Annotated in this window: 17 protein-coding genes; 10 read left to right on the top strand and 7 right to left on the bottom strand. The window is 56.4% G+C overall.

Annotated features, from left to right (window positions below; translation table 11 throughout):
* Positions 1-36: 36 nt before the first annotated feature.
* Both treB and treC read left to right on the top strand, forming a co-directional pair.
* Positions 37-1,458, top strand: coding sequence for a PTS trehalose transporter subunit IIBC (gene treB, locus D8B20_RS17570; RefSeq protein WP_145890697.1), 1,422 nt, complete (start codon positions 37-39; stop codon positions 1,456-1,458).
* Between the two features lie 16 nt (positions 1,459-1,474).
* On the top strand, positions 1,475-3,127 hold the full coding sequence (gene treC, locus D8B20_RS17565) for an alpha,alpha-phosphotrehalase (RefSeq protein ID WP_145890695.1): 1,653 nt from the start codon (positions 1,475-1,477) through the stop codon (positions 3,125-3,127).
* 85 nt (positions 3,128-3,212) lie between these two features.
* Here treC and D8B20_RS17560 read toward each other — a convergent pair whose 3' ends face one another.
* On the bottom strand, positions 3,213-4,262 hold the full coding sequence (locus tag D8B20_RS17560) for an NAD(P)-dependent alcohol dehydrogenase (protein WP_145890693.1): 1,050 nt from the start codon (positions 4,260-4,262) through the stop codon (positions 3,213-3,215).
* Between the two features lie 111 nt (positions 4,263-4,373).
* Here D8B20_RS17560 and D8B20_RS17555 point away from each other — a divergent pair, with 111 nt between their 5' ends.
* Positions 4,374-4,790: a winged helix-turn-helix transcriptional regulator gene (locus tag D8B20_RS17555; protein WP_145890691.1), complete on the top strand. Its 417-nt coding sequence runs from the start codon at positions 4,374-4,376 to the stop codon at positions 4,788-4,790.
* Positions 4,791-4,853: 63 nt separating this feature from the next.
* Here D8B20_RS17555 and D8B20_RS17550 read toward each other — a convergent pair whose 3' ends face one another.
* The 3 genes from D8B20_RS17550 to D8B20_RS17540 form a co-directional block, all read right to left on the bottom strand.
* Positions 4,854-5,675 carry a Cof-type HAD-IIB family hydrolase gene (locus tag D8B20_RS17550; protein WP_145891606.1) on the bottom strand — a complete coding sequence of 274 codons (822 nt, stop codon included), beginning with the start codon at positions 5,673-5,675 and terminating at the stop codon, positions 4,854-4,856.
* A 287-nt stretch (positions 5,676-5,962) separates the two neighbouring features.
* Positions 5,963-7,069 (bottom strand): ABC transporter substrate-binding protein, encoded by a 1,107-nt coding sequence (locus D8B20_RS17545; RefSeq protein ID WP_145890689.1) that lies wholly within the window; start codon positions 7,067-7,069, stop codon positions 5,963-5,965.
* Positions 7,070-7,214: 145 nt separating this feature from the next.
* Entirely contained in the window at positions 7,215-7,967 is a 753-nt protein-coding gene (locus D8B20_RS17540) for an IclR family transcriptional regulator (RefSeq protein WP_145890687.1), read from the bottom strand.
* Between the two features lie 378 nt (positions 7,968-8,345).
* Here D8B20_RS17540 and D8B20_RS17535 point away from each other — a divergent pair, with 378 nt between their 5' ends.
* The 6 genes from D8B20_RS17535 (at position 8,346) to D8B20_RS17510 (ending at position 13,158) form a co-directional block, all read left to right on the top strand.
* The gene (locus D8B20_RS17535; protein WP_145890685.1) at positions 8,346-8,738 is read left to right on the top strand and encodes a RidA family protein; all 393 of its coding nucleotides are present in this window, start codon (positions 8,346-8,348) and stop codon (positions 8,736-8,738) included.
* Positions 8,739-8,878: 140 nt separating this feature from the next.
* On the top strand, positions 8,879-9,715 hold the full coding sequence (locus D8B20_RS17530) for an ABC transporter substrate-binding protein (RefSeq protein ID WP_145890683.1): 837 nt from the start codon (positions 8,879-8,881) through the stop codon (positions 9,713-9,715).
* A 49-nt stretch (positions 9,716-9,764) separates the two neighbouring features.
* Positions 9,765-10,499 carry an amino acid ABC transporter permease gene (locus tag D8B20_RS17525; RefSeq protein ID WP_145890681.1) on the top strand — a complete coding sequence of 245 codons (735 nt, stop codon included), beginning with the start codon at positions 9,765-9,767 and terminating at the stop codon, positions 10,497-10,499.
* Positions 10,499-11,143 (top strand): amino acid ABC transporter permease, encoded by a 645-nt coding sequence (locus tag D8B20_RS17520; protein ID WP_145891605.1) that lies wholly within the window; start codon positions 10,499-10,501, stop codon positions 11,141-11,143. Before D8B20_RS17525 ends, D8B20_RS17520 begins: the two co-directional genes overlap by 1 nt.
* The gene (locus D8B20_RS17515; protein WP_145890679.1) at positions 11,140-11,877 is read left to right on the top strand and encodes an amino acid ABC transporter ATP-binding protein; all 738 of its coding nucleotides are present in this window, start codon (positions 11,140-11,142) and stop codon (positions 11,875-11,877) included. Before D8B20_RS17520 ends, D8B20_RS17515 begins: the two co-directional genes overlap by 4 nt.
* Before the next feature lie 9 nt (positions 11,878-11,886).
* Positions 11,887-13,158, top strand: a complete 1,272-nt coding sequence (locus D8B20_RS17510; RefSeq protein ID WP_145890677.1) for an alanine racemase — start codon at positions 11,887-11,889, stop codon at positions 13,156-13,158.
* 248 nt (positions 13,159-13,406) lie between these two features.
* Here D8B20_RS17510 and D8B20_RS17505 read toward each other — a convergent pair whose 3' ends face one another.
* Positions 13,407-13,628: a YdgH/BhsA/McbA-like domain containing protein gene (locus D8B20_RS17505; protein WP_145890675.1), complete on the bottom strand. Its 222-nt coding sequence runs from the start codon at positions 13,626-13,628 to the stop codon at positions 13,407-13,409.
* Between the two features lie 79 nt (positions 13,629-13,707).
* Positions 13,708-15,789 (bottom strand): FUSC family protein, encoded by a 2,082-nt coding sequence (locus tag D8B20_RS17500; protein WP_145890673.1) that lies wholly within the window; start codon positions 15,787-15,789, stop codon positions 13,708-13,710.
* A gap of 248 nt (positions 15,790-16,037) precedes the next feature.
* Here D8B20_RS17500 and D8B20_RS17495 point away from each other — a divergent pair, with 248 nt between their 5' ends.
* Positions 16,038-16,979, top strand: coding sequence for a sulfonate ABC transporter substrate-binding protein (locus D8B20_RS17495; protein WP_145891603.1), 942 nt, complete (start codon positions 16,038-16,040; stop codon positions 16,977-16,979).
* Between the two features lie 43 nt (positions 16,980-17,022).
* On the opposite strand, the gene D8B20_RS17490 is transcribed toward D8B20_RS17495, so the two are convergent.
* A complete protein-coding gene (locus tag D8B20_RS17490; protein WP_145890671.1) occupies positions 17,023-18,243 on the bottom strand; it encodes an acyl-CoA dehydrogenase family protein in 1,221 nt (406 codons plus the stop codon).
* Positions 18,244-18,246 lie beyond the last annotated feature (3 nt).

Genomic DNA, 18,246 nt, shown 5'->3' with positions numbered 1-18,246 from the left:
AATGGAACGATCCGATTTTTCAGCAAGGTGAATGATATGGCCAGCAAAGTGAATAACAGCGATACGGATCAACTGATCCGTTTGCTGGGCGGACAAGACAACATCCACGCCGTAACCCACTGTATAACCAGACTAAGATTTGTGCTTAACGATACAGCATTAGCCGATAGCACGGCCATTGCGGCATTACCGATGGTCAAAGCCTGCTTCAGCAATGCTGGACAGTTTCAGGTGGTTATCGGACCGGATGTTGATCGCTGGTATGCGCGATTACTGGAGCGTACCGGGCAACAGGCAATTACCAGAGATCAGGTGAAAAGCGCAGCACGTCAGCAAATGAAGTGGCATGAGAGTCTGATCTCACATTTTGCAGAAATTTTCTTCCCGCTGCTGCCTGCGCTGATCAGCGGAGGGCTGATTCTGGGCTTCCGCAATGTGATTGGTGAACTTCCGCTGGATGAAGGCAAGCCGCTGATCGCGCACTCTGTCGTCTGGAAAAGCCTTTACGATTTTCTCTGGCTGATCGGTGAGGCCATTTTCTTTTACCTGCCGGTTGGCATCTGCTGGTCGGTGGTGAAGAAACTGGGTGGCACGCCCATTCTCGGTATTATTCTGGGCATCACGCTGGTTTCACCCCAGCTGATGAACGCTTATGAGCTGGGTCAGCATGTCCCGCAGCTGTGGAATTTTGGCCTGTTTTCCATCGCGAAGGTGGGCTATCAGGCCCAGGTTGTACCTTCCCTGCTGGCCGGGATTGCGCTCGCTTTCATTGAGCGTGGCCTCAGACGCATCGTGCCGGATTTTCTGACGATGGTCGTGGTTCCGGTGATATCACTGCTGCTGGCGACCCTGCTGGCACACGCGCTGATTGGTCCGTTTGGTCGTCTGGTGGGTGAAGGTATCGCCTGGGCCGTCAGCTATCTGATGACCGGCTCACTGGCCCCCCTTGGCGGTGCGCTGTTTGGTTTTCTCTATGCGCCACTGGTGATCACCGGCGTGCATCAGACCACGCTGGCCATCGATCTGCAGCTGATACAGAGCAACGGCGGTACGCCGGTCTGGCCCATCATCGCGCTTTCCAATATCGCACAGGGTTCCGCCGTGCTGGGCATCATCCTGATGAATCGCAATGCCAAAGAGCGTGAACTCTCCGTGCCGGCTGCCCTCTCCGCCTATCTTGGCGTAACTGAACCTGCCATGTACGGCATAAACATGAAATACCGTTTCCCGATGCTGTGTGCCATGACGGGCGCAGGCTGTGCCGGGCTGATTTGCGGCCTGGCCGATGTGGTGGCAGGCGCGATCAGCGTGGGAGGTCTGCCCGCCATCCTGGCGATAAAACCGGCGTTCTGGTCTGTTTATGCCACGGCCATGCTGGTGGCGATTCTGGTGCCGCTGTGCCTGACCATGGCCGTCTACAAACGTAAGCAAATCACTGGCCGTCTGGCGACCATCTGACGCAAAGGAGACAACAATGCAGGCAGCACAATGGTGGCGTCAGGGCGTCATCTACCAGATCTACCCACGCAGTTTTCAGGATACGTCCGGCACCGGCACCGGAGACCTGCAGGGCGTCATCCAGCGTATGGATTATTTGCACTGGCTCGGCGTTGATGCCATCTGGCTGACCCCGGTGTATCCCTCGCCGCAGGTGGATAACGGCTATGACGTGGCCGATTACTGCGATATCGATCCGCTGTTCGGTGATATGCAAACCTTTGACGCGCTGGTTGCCGCTGCGCGCCAGCGTGGCATCCGCGTGGTGCTGGATATGGTGTTTAATCATACCTCCATTGCGCATCACTGGTTTCGCGAAGCGGCGAGCAGTCGCACCAGTCCCTGGCGGGAATTCTATATCTGGCGCGACGGCACAGAAGGCACGCCGCCGAATAACTGGCAGTCGAAATTCGGTGGCAGCGCCTGGCAATGGCATGCCGAAACGCAGCAGTATTATCTGCACACTTTCGCGCCCGAACAGGCAGACCTTAACTGGGAAAACCCGCAGGTGCGGGAAGCGCTGAAAGCGGTCTGCCATTTCTGGGCAGACAAAGGCGTAGAAGGTTTACGCCTGGATGTGATCAACCTTGTCTCTAAACATCCGGACTACCCGGACGATGCCGAAGGTGATGGACGCCGCTTTTATACCGATGGGCCGGCCATTCATGATTTCCTCGAAGAGATGAGCCGCGATGTCTTCCAGCCGCGCGGACTGATGACGGTGGGGGAAATGTCCTCGACATCGCTGACGCACTGCCAGCGCTATGCGCGACTTGACGGTCGCGAGCTGTCAATGACGTTTAATTTTCATCACCTGAAAGTCGACTATCCCAACGGCAATAAATGGCAGCGCGCCAAACCCGACTGGCTGCAGCTGAAAGCGCTGTTTACGGCCTGGCAAACGGGCATGCATGGGCTGGCGTGGAATGCCCTGTTCTGGTGTAACCACGATCAACCCCGCGTGGTTTCACGTCTGGGAGATGAGGGTCAGTGGCGCGTACCGGCCGCAAAAATGCTGGCTATGCTGCTGCACGGCATGCAGGGCACGCCGTTTATTTATCAGGGTGAAGAGATTGGCATGACCAATCCCCATTTTACGCGGCTTACGCAATACCGTGATGTGGAAAGCCTGAACGCCTGGCAGATGCTGCAACAGCAGGGCATGCCGGAAGCGGAGATCCTTGCCGTGCTGGCCGATAAGTCACGAGACAATGGCCGCACCCCGGTGCAATGGGATAACAGCCGGAACGGCGGATTTACCGCGGGGGAAAGCTGGATTGATCTGGCGGATAACGCCGCTGACATCACCGTTGCCGCACAGCGTGACGACAGTGATTCGGTGCTGCACTGCTATCGCGATCTGATCCGGCTGCGCAAAAACCTGACTATCCTGCGCGATGGCGACTACCGCGATCTGGCCGCAGACAGCACCCTTATCTGGTGCTATCAGCGTCAGGCGGGTACAGAGACACTGCGGGTGATCGCAAACATCACCGCAGACGAAATCGCGCTGCCGGCAGATATCGCGATACCGCCCGACGGATGGCGGCGCATTCTGGGCAACTATCCGCCTGCAAACGGGACCGCCAGGCTACGTCCGTATGAATGTATCTGGTGGCTGGCAGAGTAATGCTTTGGTCAGCGCCGCCGACGATAGCGCCTGACCTTCATCAGCTGGCGATTTCAGCCTGAAATCGCCAGCGCATTTCGCCGTTTTACCAGCGTGTCGCCTGCATATCGATGACAAAACGGTACTTCACATCGCCATTTAGCATGCGGACAAACGCCTGCTCGATCTCTTCACCGGCAATCAGTTCAATATCCGCCGTGATATTGTGCCTGCCGCAGAAATCCAGCATCTCCTGCGTTTCCTGAATGCTGCCGATTGACGATCCGCTGATGCTCAGACGACGGAAAACCATCGGGGTAACATTGGGTGACTGATGGGGATGATCCGGAATGCCCACCAGCACCAGACGGCCATTGGTTTTCAGCGTCGCCAGGTAAGGATCGAGGTCATGAGGTGCAGCAACACAATCAATAATGAAATCCAGCGAAGTCTGGCAGGCAGCCATCTGTGCAGCATCGCGCGAAACCACCACCCGCGATGCGCCAAGGCGACGGGCGTCGGCGCCCTTTCCTGGCGAAGTGGTAAACAGCGTCACTTCCGCACCCAGCGCGCTGGCCAGTTTTACGGCCATGTGGCCTAACCCGCCCAGCCCGACCACGCCCACCTTATCACCCGGCTGAACGTTGAAATGCCGCAGCGGTGACCAGACGGTCACGCCAGCACAAAGCAGCGGCGCGACGCCCGCCAGCGGCAGGCTTTCCGGCACTGATACCACAAAATGCTGATCGACCACCACATGCTGCGCATAGCCGCCCCATGTACTGTCACCGGTATATTTATCGATGCCGTTGTAGGTCGCGGTAAAGCCGGCTTCACAATACTGCTCTTCCTGCTGCTGGCAGAAATGGCACTGGCGGCAGGAATCCACCATGACGCCAACACCAACGATATCCCCTTTGCGATGCTGGCTGACGGCGTCGCCGGTTTCCACTACGCGTCCGACAATTTCATGACCCGGCACTAACGGATAACGGCTGACGGCCCACTCATTGCGTGCCATATGCAGGTCAGAATGGCACACGCCGCAGTAGAGGATCTCAATTTTGACGTCCTGTGGCTGCACGGCCCGCAGGGTAATGTGAGCTGAAGAGAGAGGTTGAGCCGCATCCTGTGCGACCAGAGCGTTAATTTTCACAGCGCCTCCGGTTTTATACTGGTCTGAACAATCTAAAGGCGGCAGACTATAGTGAACGTGGAGCAAGAATGAAAGTAGTCACCATTTGGTAACCATATACGGGAGATCACCATGCCAGCCTGGGTTGACGGTAAACTGTTTTTTTATGCGGATTCCCCACCGCGCCGTTTGATGGAACTGTTTTCGGTGAAGTGGAGCACGATGGTGCTGCACGCGCTCTATCACTGGCCAGGCCACCGTGCACGTACCGGTGAGCTGCAGCGCAGCCTGCAGGGCATTTCGAAAAAAATGCTGTTTCAGACTTTAAAAGCGCTGGAGCAGCGCGGGCTGATCGTGCGGCATGTCTATGCGGTGGTGCCACCGAAAGTGGATTACCGGCTGACTGAACTGGGCATGACCTTTGCCGCACCTGTTGAGCAGATGTATCAATGGGGACTGGATAATCAGGCTGCGCTTGACGCAATGGAAGCCCATTATCGCCAGGCGCACGAGGCGGCTGGCGAGACGGCACAATCAGAGGCAGAGTGAGCACCCGATTATCTTTAGCCGCTGCAGGCATCAGCACGCAGCGGCACGGAGCCGGGCGGAGAATCAGTTAAATGGCGTTTCCCGCGCCAGCAGACGGGCAATCACGTTGAGCGCCCCTTCGTCGTTGTTGCTTTCCGTTTTATAGCGTGCGACAGCGTTGACCGGTGCCGCGGCGTTCGCCATCGCAAAGCTGTAGCAGGCCTGACGCAGCATTTCGATATCATTCGCGCTGTCACCAATCGCCAGCACTTCACAATCGTCGATGCCCCACTTCTCCTGCAACAGCGCAATCCCGTGTGCCTTGTGGCAGCCCGGAATAATCAGATCGACAAAACCAAAGCCGCTGGAAACCGGCTGCATAATATTTTCAACCGCGCTCAGTTCGCTGTGCAGGCGAGCCAGCAGCGCATCCACATCTTCGTGGGCCAGGTTCAGAGAGAATTTAAAAATGGTGTCATCGATATCGTATAGGTTGTCGCGCTTTTCCAGCCGGCGATAGTGGTTTGCCAGCATCGCCATGACATCATCCGACATCGTGCTGTGGACATACGCGCCATTACGGCCACACACCACAACGCTGATATCGGGTTCTTTTGCCAGGATATCGAGCACCTGATGTACCCGCTCAGGTGCCAGTTCACCGCAGAAAATTTCTTCGTTACTGTCTGATACCCAGGCACCGTTTTCCGCCACAAAGGCGATCTCATCCTTAATGTCCGGGAAGTAGTGCTGTAACTGGTAATACTGATTGCCGCTGGCGACCACAAAGCGGATACCTTTCTCTTTCAGCAGCGCGTACTGGCGCGAAAAACGCTGCACGTTGTACTGCTTATTGTCATCGAGAAATGTTCCATCCATATCCACCGCAATCATTTTTACTGCCATCATGCTCTCCCGTATCGGTTCGCCGGTCATCCATCCGGCGCTGAAAAAAGATTTCTTCAGAGCTTACTCGCGGTGTGGATTAATGAGAATGTGAATAATGAGTTTGTTAACCGCTTTCAGAGCTTTCCAGTCCATTTTTGCGCCAGCCGCAGCGGGCGCTGCAGACCGGGTCAATGTCAGCAGGCAGTATAGGCCATCTGATGGCAAACAGCGTAAGCAGGGATCGCAGAAAAAAACGGTTAAGGCTGCGGGGTGTGCAGGCGGGCCGGCTAGCCCGCCGCAGGGGATTACTGATTGTCCGGGTAGCTGAGTTCGATCGGCTGATCCGGCAATTTGGTGAATTTTTTGATAATGGTGTGGAAATCCGCTACCGGCTTGAGATCGGCAAACTGTTGCGGATACAGGTCTTTGGCCAGAATTTCCATACCAATGATGTTGTAAGGGTGATTATAGAAGTGGTGATAAACGCCATACGCCCTTCCCGCTTTCACCGGTTCGATCTGCGCCAGCCCGGTACGCTGCAGCAGCGTGCGGAAGACGGGCTTCACGCTCTCCGGCCCGACGTTATAACCAAACGGCAGCACGTTGCCGTTCGGGCGCTTTGATCCGGTCATGATATAAACGTCCGGTTTCATGGCAATGATTTTCTCCAGCGCCACAAAGCCCGAACTGCCCGGCAGCAGCGCTGAGCCAATATTTTTACCGCCGACCGCTTCAACCAGACCGCCCCAGCCATTATGGCTGTGGGTGAAACAGCAGTTATCGCTGTTCCCGGCAATCGGTTCAATAAACACGGTGGGTTTATGCGGCACCGTGGCCACCGTTTGCGTGATACGGGCAAACTGCTGCTGATAAAAATCGGTATAGGCTTTGGCTTCGCTTTCACGGTTAAGCACTTTGCCCAGCAGGGTGACGCTGGATGCGGTGTTTTTAGCCGGATTCAGTTCGTAATCAAGGAAAACCACCGGGATATGCAGGCTGGATAAGGTATTCAGCACGCCGGACTGCTGCAGCGCCGGTTTTGCGCGCAGCTGCGCAATCATCAGGTCAGGTTTCTGTGCCAGCACGCTTTCAAGATTAACCTGTCCCTGATCGCTAAAGCCCATATCCACGATGCGACTGGCCTGCGGCCAGCGATTTTTCAGCATTTCCCAGGTCTGGGTGTCCTGCTTTTTCGGCAGGTTATTCCACGCGACAACACGCTGGAACGGGTTATCACGATCGAGCAACGCCAGTGTTAAAACATCCCGGCCATCCTGCAGGATGATGTGCTGCGGCTCCTGCTTAATGGTCTGCGTGTGACCGTCCATGTCAGTGACGGTCAGCGGATAGGTGGTGGCCGCTGCCGCAGTGGAAACCAGTAAACCCATTGCCAGTAACAGGCGCGTTTTCATGCCAGAACTCCATGCTAAAGAAGAATAGTTATTATTATTAATTAGCTTAACACAACCTTAACTGATGAAAAATAAACGAACTGGCAGACATTCCCCGGTGTTCGCGCTGCCGTTTGTCACGCGCAACAAAACCAGTTCCCGCTACTCAGGTAAAATCTGACAGTTTCTGTCCCGACGTAATCAGCTCCTGCAGCAGCATTTGCCGTCGCGCCTCCGGGGTGTCGCGGCTCACCATAAAACAGAGCGCTGCCACCGCCTGCCCGTTGCGCGAACGAATCGGCGCGGCCATGCAGCAGGTAAAACTTTCCGATAACCCTTCCGTCATGCAGTATCCCAGCTCTCCGGCACGGTGAATTTCGTCCAGAAACGTCTGCTTGTCGAGGATCCTGCCGCTGGCGAGCCGATAATCTTCTTCCGGGATCAGCTCAAGAATAGCCCGATCGGACCAGTTGCTGAGCAGCAGTCGTCCGGTCGCCGTCCAGGTAATCGGCACCCGCACGCCGATGTCAGAGGTAATTTTGAACGGATGCGCATTACTCTCTGAGAGCACCACCGTGTACTTGTTACCTTCCAGCATGCACAGCTGCACCGTTTCGCCGTGCCGCGCGACGATTTCCACCATTAGCTGATGCGCGCGCCGAATCAGATCGTTATGCGCCATGTAATCCGCACCGTAATAGTGCATTTCCCGGCCAAAAAACACCGCGCCTTCTGCATCCAGTTCAACCAGTCCAGCCTCACTTAACAAACTGACCAGTTCATAGATGCTGGAGCGCGGTGCCCCTGTGGCCTCGATCAAATCGCGCATTGCCATCGGCTGACGCGCAATATGCAGCTGACGAAAAATCTCAATAACCCGGTCAACGCCGCGCGCGCGCGAAGTTTTTTCATCCGGCATAGCTTTTCTCCCCGTTACAGTGAAGCGAATCAGTGACGCCTGAAAAGAAAAGCATCATACACCGCCCGCTTCTATTGCCTATCACTGATTAAATAAAAAAGTCATTTGCCATGTTAAATAATGCCTGTGCCAATTCGGGGCCTCATTATGGCGCAATGGTTTTCATGAAATCATTAAAAGGCCGACGGAACTCACATTTTGAGTTATTAAAAATGCACATCTAAAAACTATTTTGCGATCGCGACAGCAGCATAAAAAATTTAATCGCCCTGACCATATTGCAAAAATAAATCGACTGTGCAAATCTTGCCCTATCCGGTATTGCGGATACAAGTCTGGTATATCAGACAATTTCAAAAAGCAGGGAGAACAGGCAGCATGACAATCCGACGTTATGGCAGTGAAGGCGGTACCGGCACTGGCGGCCAGAAACTGCCCTTTTCGCGTGCGGTTGAAGCGGATGGCTGGCTTTATATTTCAGGCCAGACGCCAATGCGCGACGGTGAGGTGGTGGAAGGTGGCATTATTGAACAGACACAGCTGGCGTTTGATAACTGCCTGGCCATCATGCGTGAAGCGGGGTATCGCGTTGAAGATGTCGTCCACGTCACCGCCGTGCTGACGGATGCGCGCTATTTCAGTTCGTTTAACAAAGTATTCAGTGAAATATTTCATGGCCATCCGCCCGCGCGCATTTGTAGCGTGCAGGATCTGGTCGTCGACTGCAAAGTCGAAGTGGATATGAAATGTTTCCGTGCCGACCGAAAATAATCATCACAATGAATACTGCCTGACGCCTTTATATTTCTTCGTCAGCACCAGGGCCGTCTTTGATTTAATTATGCATTTCAGTTTGCTGTGAAATAGCAGTGACATCTCGTGTCGTTTCCATTTTATAAGAGAGCATAAAAATGATCGCAACATCGCTGAAAATAAGCGCTCAGGCTATGGCAGGCGCGCTGGTATTGCTGGCGCTGGCTGGCTGCACACCTGCTGATGAAAAAACAGCGCCCGGCGCCGCGCCGCAATCCACGTTACAGACTGTATTACAACGCGGCACGCTGCGCGTTGGTGACTGTCTGAGCTTTGCGCCGTTTGGTTTTTACGATAAAGACGGCAACCCGGATGGTTATGACGTTGATCTGGCGAAAGCCCTGGCAAAAGAGATGGGGGTGAAGCTGGAGATGGTAAACACCACCAGCGCTAACCGCATCCCTAATCTGCAAACCAACAAGGTGGATGTGGTGTTCTGTAATTTCACCCGTAACCTTGAACGCGCCAAAGAGATTGGCTTTACCCAGCCTTATGTGGTTGCCAGTGAAGCCATGCTGGTGCGCAAAAACAGCGGTATTCAGTCAGCGCACGATATGGCCGGTAAAACCATTGCCACCGTCAAAGGTTCCACGAACGGTGATGAAGTGCGCAACCTCGGTATCGACGTAAAGATTCAGGAATATGACTCGTCACAGGCGGCCATCCTCGCGGTGAAACAGGGCCAGGCGGATGCAATGATCGAAGATAATAACTTCCTCGCGTATCAGGCGAAGCTGGATCCTTCCCTCACCGTAACCAATGAAGCGCTGGTGCCACTGGAGTACAACGCGTTTGGCGTCAAACAGGGCGATCAGGTCTGGACCAACTACCTCAATGAATTCCTGTTTGAAATTAACGCTTCTGGTCAGAACGCACAGCTGTATGAGAAATGGTTTGGCAGCAAACCGCGCTATCCGCTCAATCCGCAATATTGATCGTCTGCGGCGCGGGTCTCTGCCCTGCGCCGCCTGAAGGAGTCACACCATGAATTACCAATGGCTCACCCTGTGGCGCTATGCCGGAACCTTTCTTGATGCCGCGTGGCTGACGCTGCAGGTGACGCTGCTGGCGTTTGTGCTGGCCGTCGCGCTGGGTCTGCTCTCCGCGCTGGCCAAAGCCTCTCCGCTGGCGCCGCTACGCTGGATCAGTCACGGGTATGTGGAATTTATCCGCAATACTCCGGTGCTGTTGCAGATTTTCATCATCTTCTTTGGACTGCCCTCACTCGGTATCACCATGAGTGCCTTTACGGCCGGCATTCTGGCGCTGGGGATCAACGTAGGGGCCTATCTGTCGGAAACCTTTCGCGCCGGCATTCAGTCGGTGCCCAAAGGCCAGCTGGAAGCCGCCTGGATTCTGGGGATGCCGCGGAGCCAGATTTTTTTCAACGTCGTGCTGCCGCAGGCGGCCCGCGCGGTGTGGCCCGCCATCATCAATAACCTGATTCAGCTGCTGCTGGGCACCTCCCTGCTCTCTGCGATTGCGCTGCCAGAACTGACCGGCACAGCAACGATAATTAACGCGCGTACGCTGCTCTATATCCAGACCTTAAGCATCGTGGCGCTGGTGTATCTGCTGCTGAGCAATCTGTTCTCCTGGCTGGGTAACGTGGCAGGACGTCGGATGTTCCATCCGCCGCTGGTGACGCCCGTAAAAAAGTCCGCCTGGGGCTGGGCCGGAAAATGGCTGATTAATGCTGCGAAACGGGAGAATGCATGATGAATGATCTGATTGTCAGCGCACTGCCCATCCTGCTGAAAGGGCTGGGTGTGACGCTGCTGCTCTCGGTAGCCGCAATCGCCGGCAGCACGCTGCTGGGTTTGCTGGCTGCGATACTGCGCACCAGCCGGCTGCCGGTGTTAAAACCGATCGCCGTGCTCTACACCGAATTGTTCCGTGGCACGCCGGTGCTGATCACGCTGATGTTTATCTATTTTGGCGTGGCTTACTTTGGTTATGAGATCAATCTGTTCGCGGCGGGCATTCTTGGACTGAGCATCTACCAGGGCGCGTATATCGCTGAAGTGTTCCGCGCTGGCATTGAGTCCGTGCCAAAAGGTCAGTGGGAAGTCTCCTGGATTCTGGGGCTGTCAAAGCGTCAGACCTTCCTGAACGTAATATTGCCGCAGACGCGCGGCATCGTCCTGCCACCGCTGGCAGGGCAATATTTGTCACTGATTAAAGATACGTCGATTGTCAGCATGATCGGTATGTCCGAACTGATGCATCAGGGCCAGGCGATCGTGGATCGCATTGGCCAGCCGGTGGTGATTTATGCGCTGGTTGCTGCGCTGTACTTTGCCATCTGTTTTCCTCTTTCCCGTTGGGTTCAACATCATCACACCAGGAGCCAGATATCATGAGCCAATCCGCTATTACGCTGAGCCGGATTACAAAATCCTTTGGTGCCACACAGGTGCTGAAAGAGATCAGCCTGGAGGTCTCACCGGGTGAAGTACTGGTCCTGATTGGCGCGTCGGGCTCCGGTAAGAGTACCGTGCTGCGCATCATGAGCGGACTGGAAACCGCTGACGGCGGTGAGATTTGGGTTAATGACGTGCCGCTGCACGATCGCCGGCGCAGTGCTGAAATCTGCGGTCACGTTGGCATGGTGTTCCAGCAGTTCAACCTGTTTCCGCACAAAACGGCGCTGGGCAATGTCACGCTGGCGCTGATCAAAGCACAAAAACTGCCGGAAGCCGAAGCCAACCGCCGCGGCATGGCCGCGCTGACCCGCGTGGGGCTGGCCGATCGCGCGCATCACTATCCGGCGCAATTGTCTGGCGGGCAGCAGCAGCGAGTGGCTATCGCCCGGGCTCTGGCCGTTGAACCGCGCATCATGTTCTTCGACGAGGCCACCTCCGCGCTGGATCCGGAGCTGGTTGGCGAAGTCATGGAAGTGATGCGCAGCCTGGCCCGGGAGGGGATGACGATGGTGGTGGTGACGCATGAAATGGGGTTTGCGCGTAAAACGGCCGATCGCGTGGTATTTATGGATCAGGGTGTGATTGCGGAACAGGGCACGCCGGAACAGATCTTTGTTCACCCGCAAAATCCGCGCACGCAGCAGTTTTTGTCACGGGTTCTGGAACATTAAGGAGCGGCGATGTCGATTCATTTTCCCCTGCAGCCCGATGGCCAGCTGGATACGCTCCGGCCAGCGCCACGCTTTAAATCCGTCGCCGGATCGGGCGACACGCCGCTGCCCACGGGCACCTGCGTGTTCAGCAGCGACGCGGTGTTTTCGCCAATGATGATCATGAAACAATCCGCGCTGGAGCATAACCTGCGCGAACTGGCCGCGTTCTGTCGGGAACGTGGCGTAATCCTGGCCGCACATGCCAAAACCTCAATGGCACCGGCTATTCTGCGCCGCGCTGTCAGTGAAGGCGGTGCCTGGGGCCTGTGCGCGGCCACCCCGGCACAGGTGCGGGCGCTGCGCCAGGCGGGGATTCGCAATGTGTTTCTGGCAAATCAGCTGGTCGATCCGGCCGGCATTCGCTGGATTGGCGCGTGGCAGCAGCAGCATCCCGACCACGCTTTTCTCTGTTATGTCGATTCACTGCAGGGAGTAAAACTGCTGCAGCAGCATCTCGGCGGAGCACGGATCGCCGTGCTGCTGGAAATGTCAGTCAGCGGCGGCCGTACCGGATGCCGTTCAGCCGAGTCTGCATTGCAGATAGCCGAGGCGATTCACGCCAGTCCGGCGCTGCAGCTGGCTGGCGTCGCGGGCTATGAAGGCGCACTGGGTGCCGCCCGTGATGCGGCGGGCGTGCAGCGCGTACAGGCTTATTGCCAGATGATGATCGACACTGCGGCGATGCTGGCAGAAAAGCAGCTGTTCAGAAGCGCGGAAATCATTCTCAGCGCCGGCGGCGGCGCGTGGTTTGATGTGGTCGCGGCATGCTTCTCCGCAGCACAGCTGCCGCTGCCCGTTACCCCGCTGATTCGTTCCGGCGCGTACATGGCGCACGATCACGGTCTCTATGCGCGCATCGCTCCTTTTGCACAGCCCGGCGCGCAACACCATTTTGTTCCGGCGCTGGAGATTTGGGGGCGGGTGCTTTCACGTCCGGAAGCGGGCCTCGCTTTTGTGGATTTTGGTCGCCGCGACGTTCCGTTCGATCAGGATCTGCCGCAGCCGCTGTGGATCCGGCAGGCAGACGGTAGCGCACCGCGTGATGGCCGCCATCTGCGCATTACAGACGTCAACGATCAGCACGCCTATTTGCAGGTGCCGCCGGAGGACGCCTTAGCGCCGGGAGACTGGGTGGGCTGCGGCATATCCCATCCCTGCACAGCCTTCGATAAATGGCGTTATCTGCCGCTGGTGGATGAGGCCTATTGCGTCACAGATTCACTGGAAACAGCATTCTGACGAAAAAGCGCCCACAAAAAAGGCTGCCGGTTATGGCAGCCAGTTCTGGCACATCCCTGTACGACCATTTGGGTCTGGCGAGACGCCTTCAATAAACAGATAGTAACACAGATAACAATTAGTCTGCTAGCTATTATTGTGTTGTTTGTTAACCGCCGGGTAAGCCACCTGACGTTACAGCGATAAATCGCGGGCAAAAAAAAGCCCGGTATCAACCGGGCTAAGCACTTTAACGGAGAAAAGCATATTTATTTATAGAGTTCAGCCGTCATATCGACGCCGTTGTCCGCACGGGCGCTGGTGATTTTATAGCTGTCTGCGCCTGCGGCTTTCGCCTGTGCCGCAACCTGTGCTTCTGCGCTATCCAGGGTGCTGCCGTGAACAGAGATGCTTTCCGCAGCGAAGCTACCAAAAGAAGCAACAGAGAGTGCAGCAACAGCAGCCAGCGTCAGGGTTTTAATGGTTTTCATGGTCATATTCCTTGCGTATGTGGGTCAGAGCGATGTGCTCTGTATGGCCGTTATAATAACCATTGTGATTATTAACGACCTAACACAAAGTGCGATCTCTATCACACTTTGTGCTGCCCTGCCCTGGCGGCTGATCAGGCCAGCGACACCAGGGAAAAAGCGCCAGCCGGATGTTAAACAAATGCAGCAGCGGCGTGAACAGCGCTTCATCCCGCCGTGCTGTGGCCTCCAGCGCCAGCAGCAGCCGATCACACTCTGCCAGCAGAGGCGCTGACGGCGTCGCGTCCAGCGTTTTCAGCCGGCACTTCAGAAACTGACTCAGCGCATGAAACAGCGCGGCGCTTTCTATCTGATGCGCCAGTAACAGCGTCCGATGGCGCGTGTAATAGTCATAGCAGTTGGCGCCCAGCCAGGCTTCCGCAATCAGGTTGCCGCCGGAGACCAGATCGGGCGCAGGATCGATGCGCTTACGCGGCAGGATGATGTTTACGCGATCCAGCGTGCGGGCAACAAACTGCTGACGGGCGGTCAGGGTCACCGTGTTCATGCGAATCGCCGCAATAAACTGCAGCAGGTCGCGTATACCTTTACGCAGCGCACGCCGGGCGGTCCATGCTGGCCGCTTGTTCCGAATCAGCAGGGTCAGCACCAGCGCCCCGACAATCCCTACCAGCGTGGCAAGCATGGCGTTCACTATAAGCAGCAAATCGGGCCGGAAATGATGACTCATACCAATCAGTCCCGGAATCTGCGTGGCCACAATCAGGCCGATCAGGTTAGTGGCAGGATTGGCAATCACCAGTCCCAGTGCAAACAGGCCTGGCGCCAGACAGATGACCAGCGCCTCAAAGGTCACTGACTGCGGTATCAACAGCGTCACATAGACCAGGCTGATGCCCATTGAAATCAGTACGCCTTTGAGAAAAAGCGTCATCGGTGCAACCGGGCTGTCCAGTCCGGCAAAAAATGAACACAGCACGGCCGCCATCATGGGTGCGGTGGCACCCGCCTGCCAGCCGCTGCCGATCCAGAACAAACAGGTGGCAAAAGTCGCCAGGAAGGCAGTGAAGCAGGAGAGCAGCAGCAGACCTTTATCCACATGTTTATGCGCGCGGGCCATTTTGCCGGGCCTGACCGCAGGCGTCCATTCACTGACGCGCTCGCTCACGCTCTCACAGGCGTCGGCAATACGGACAAAGTTCAGCAAACGTTCCAGCAAACCCACCAGCAGCAGCGCGTCTTCGCTGCTCAGCCGTTGCGCACGCCACGCCTGCTGCAATTCCTGCTGTGCCGCGCTCAGTACCGCACGTACCGGCAGCGTCGTATCACCATTCAGCCACAGCAGAAACTGCCGGAACGCGTCTGCCACATAATCAGGAAAGCGAATCTGCTGCTGTGCCAGCCAGGTCAGCCGTGACTCAATAGCGGTCAGTGTCGGAATCAGATAAGACAGATGCTGATACTGAACGCTCACCAGCCGCACCAGTCGACGCGCCGCATCGCCTTCATACACGCAGTGTGTAATCAGCGTCTCGACGTTAAGCGGATAATTTGCCATCTGCACCAGAATATCTTCCCGCTCAACCGATTTTTCCGCAGGCATCGCCGTGATCAGTTCCCCGCACAGCTTTCGCGCATTCTGGTACCACACGTCAATGCTCTGACCGAGCATATGGCGCATGGAAACCGGCAGAATCAGGCAGTGCACCAGGCTGCTGCAGAGGATCGCGACGGTAATTTCTTCGATACGGGAAATCACCGTATAGGTGATGGCCGATGGCGTGGCAACATCGGGAAAGCCCATGATCGCCGCGCTGTAGCCGGCCAGCATGAAAACATAACTCTTTGGCGTTCGATCGTGCAGGGAAAGATAAAGGCACAGCGCCACCCACAATGAAATACAGAGGCTGAACAGCATGGGTGATTGCACCGTTGCCGGATAAACCAGCAACGTAAACAAGCCTCCCAGCACCGTGCCAAAAAAGCGGAACACCGATTTCGAGAGCGTGGAAGCCGAATAGAGCTGTGAGGCAACGTACACTGTAGTCAGTGACCAGGCCGGTTTATCCAGATTAAGCGCCAGCGCAATGTAAAAGGCCAGAAACGCCGCAAGGCAGGTTTTGGCAGAAAACAGTACGGCACGTTGAGAAAACCATTTCATAAAACACGGGAAACCTATGGCAGGCAGGATAAGGGCTTATCCTGACAGAAGCCCGCCGGGAAGGCCTTTTGATTTGTTATACAAATTATTACCGTGCTAATCATTTGCCTCTCTATGTAACTCGCTCACTATAGTGAATGATCGCGATAACATATCATTAAGTTATATACATTTTAAATTTATTATTTATTGGTTATATGAACATGTTGATAAGGTGGCAAAAAAACCACCTGAGACGCACTATGCATATGACACGTTATTCCCTGAGCGCGCTGGCCCTCAGCCTTGGCCTGCTCGCTGTACCGGCACTGGCGGCAAACCCGGAGACGGTGACGGTCGGCTATCAGAAAGCCAACATTTTTGCCCTGTTAAAGTATCGCGGCACGCTGGATGAAACACTCAAAAAAGACGGGATTACCGTACGCTGGGTGGAGTTCCCGGCCGGTCCGCAGATGCTGGAGGGGCTGAACGTTGGCAGTATCGATCTGGCAGCGACCGGCGATGCCCCGCCGGTGTTTGCGCAGGCCGCTCAGGCCGATCTGATTTATCTCGGCCACTCCCCGGGCAATCCAAAAACCGAAGCCATTGTGGTGCCCAAAGACTCGCCAGTTAAGCGCGTAGCGGATTTGAAAGGCAAACGAATCGGGCTTAATAAAGGCTCCGATGTCAACTATCTGCTGGTGAAAGCGCTGGAAGAGGCTGGCCTGGATTATAAAGCGATTACGCCGGTCTATCTGCCGCCCGCCGATGCGCGTGCGGCTTTCCAGAAAGGCGCCATTGATGCCTGGGTTATCTGGGACCCGTATCTTGCAGAGGTGGAAGCCACGACACAGGCGCGTGAACTGCGCAATGCAGAAGGGCTGGTTCCGCATTACACCTTCTACCTGGCCAGCCGCCCGTTTGCAGAAAAACATCCGGAAACCGCGAAGCAGGTAGTGAACGAGCTCAGCAAACTGAGCGACTGGGCGAATCAGCACCAGGATGAGGCGGCCGCCATCCTGGCGAAGTCCACCGGCCTGCCGACGACCGTCTGGCGTACCACGCTGCAGCGGCTGCCGTATGGGGCCTCACGTATGAGTCCACCGGTATTTGACGCACAGCAAACGCTGGCAGACACCTTCACGCGCGTGGGTTTACTGCCGATCAAGGTTGACGTGCGCAGCGCAACCTGGTCGCAGGATAAACCGTAATTCCCTGGCGTGGCGCGGTGTTCCGCGCCACCCTCTTCTGCTCTCAGCGGTCGGCCCCTCCCCTGCCAATTTGCCAGATACCGGTGGGTGATTTGCCATTTACTTTCCAGTCTCCAATATCCCGCGCTTTATAGATCACCGGATTGTGTGAAGCCACGGTGCGCGCATTACGCCAGTGGCGGTCCAGCGCTTTGCCTGCGCGGGTATCTGATGCACCCAGCGCATTAAACAGTGCGGTGGCCGCGCGCGGCACCAGCTCGCTGGCGATCACCTGTGCCTGGCCCGCCTCCGCTTCGGCCCGGTCGTTGATAGCCTGTAGCGCACCGTCATCGTCACTGAGATGGGCTTCATAAGCTGACTGCAGTGAATGGGTGGCACGCAACACCGTGGCTTCCACCGCAAAGGCGTGGCTGGTGATCTCGCCAATGACCTGCAATACCTGCGCATCCTGCCGGGAAGCTCCCGCATTACTGTGGCTGTAGATGCGCTCGCGGGCAGCCACGCCTGCCGCACCGTCCCGGGCGATTGCCCGGCCGATACCTGCCAGCGTTGCCAACAGCACATGCTGATAGAAGGCCGTCTGATAACGGAAGCGGGTGGTGAAATCGTAGACGTGATCCGGTTCCACCTGCGCGTCAGCAAAGCGCGTGGTGCCGCTGCCAGTAAGACGCTGTCCGAACCCATCCCAGTCATCTTCCCGCGTGACTGCCGGCTGATGCGTGCTGACCAGAACAATCACATCGCGCTGGTTATCACTGCGTCGGGCGAACACGTCGATCCAGTCAGCGTAAAGCGCACCGGTGCTGTAAAACTTCTCACCCTGCAACGTCCAGCCCTGCTCTCCGGGCGTCACGCGGGTCAGCACATCGCCAATTCTCACACTGCCGGTCTCGGTCCAGCCGCTGCCAACCAGCTCGCCATCCAGAAAGCGGCGGAACCAGCGGTCGCGCTGCGGCGAATCCGGCTGGTTCAGCCGGTCCTCTACAAAGGCAAAGTGCGCGCGCAGCGCCTGCGGCAAATTGGCATCCGCTTCCGCCAGTTCTGTCAGCAGCTGAAACAGCTGCGGCAGTGAAGCCCCCCAGCCGCCTTTTTCCCGAGGAAGGCGTACGGTGCCCAGCCCTGCCGCTTTCAGCATCTGAATCGCGTCATGGAGCAGCGTGCGCGTGTGTTCCCGTTCCGCTGCACCCGCGGCGATACGTGCGAACAGCGGGCGGAAATGCGCCGCCAGCGCCTCATAATCTGTACCCGTGGAAAATAGAGTCATCGG

The organism is Candidatus Pantoea soli, assembly GCF_007833795.1.
Lineage (GTDB): Bacteria > Pseudomonadota > Gammaproteobacteria > Enterobacterales > Enterobacteriaceae > Pantoea > Pantoea soli.
This window is presented reverse-complemented; position numbering and strand designations above follow the sequence as displayed.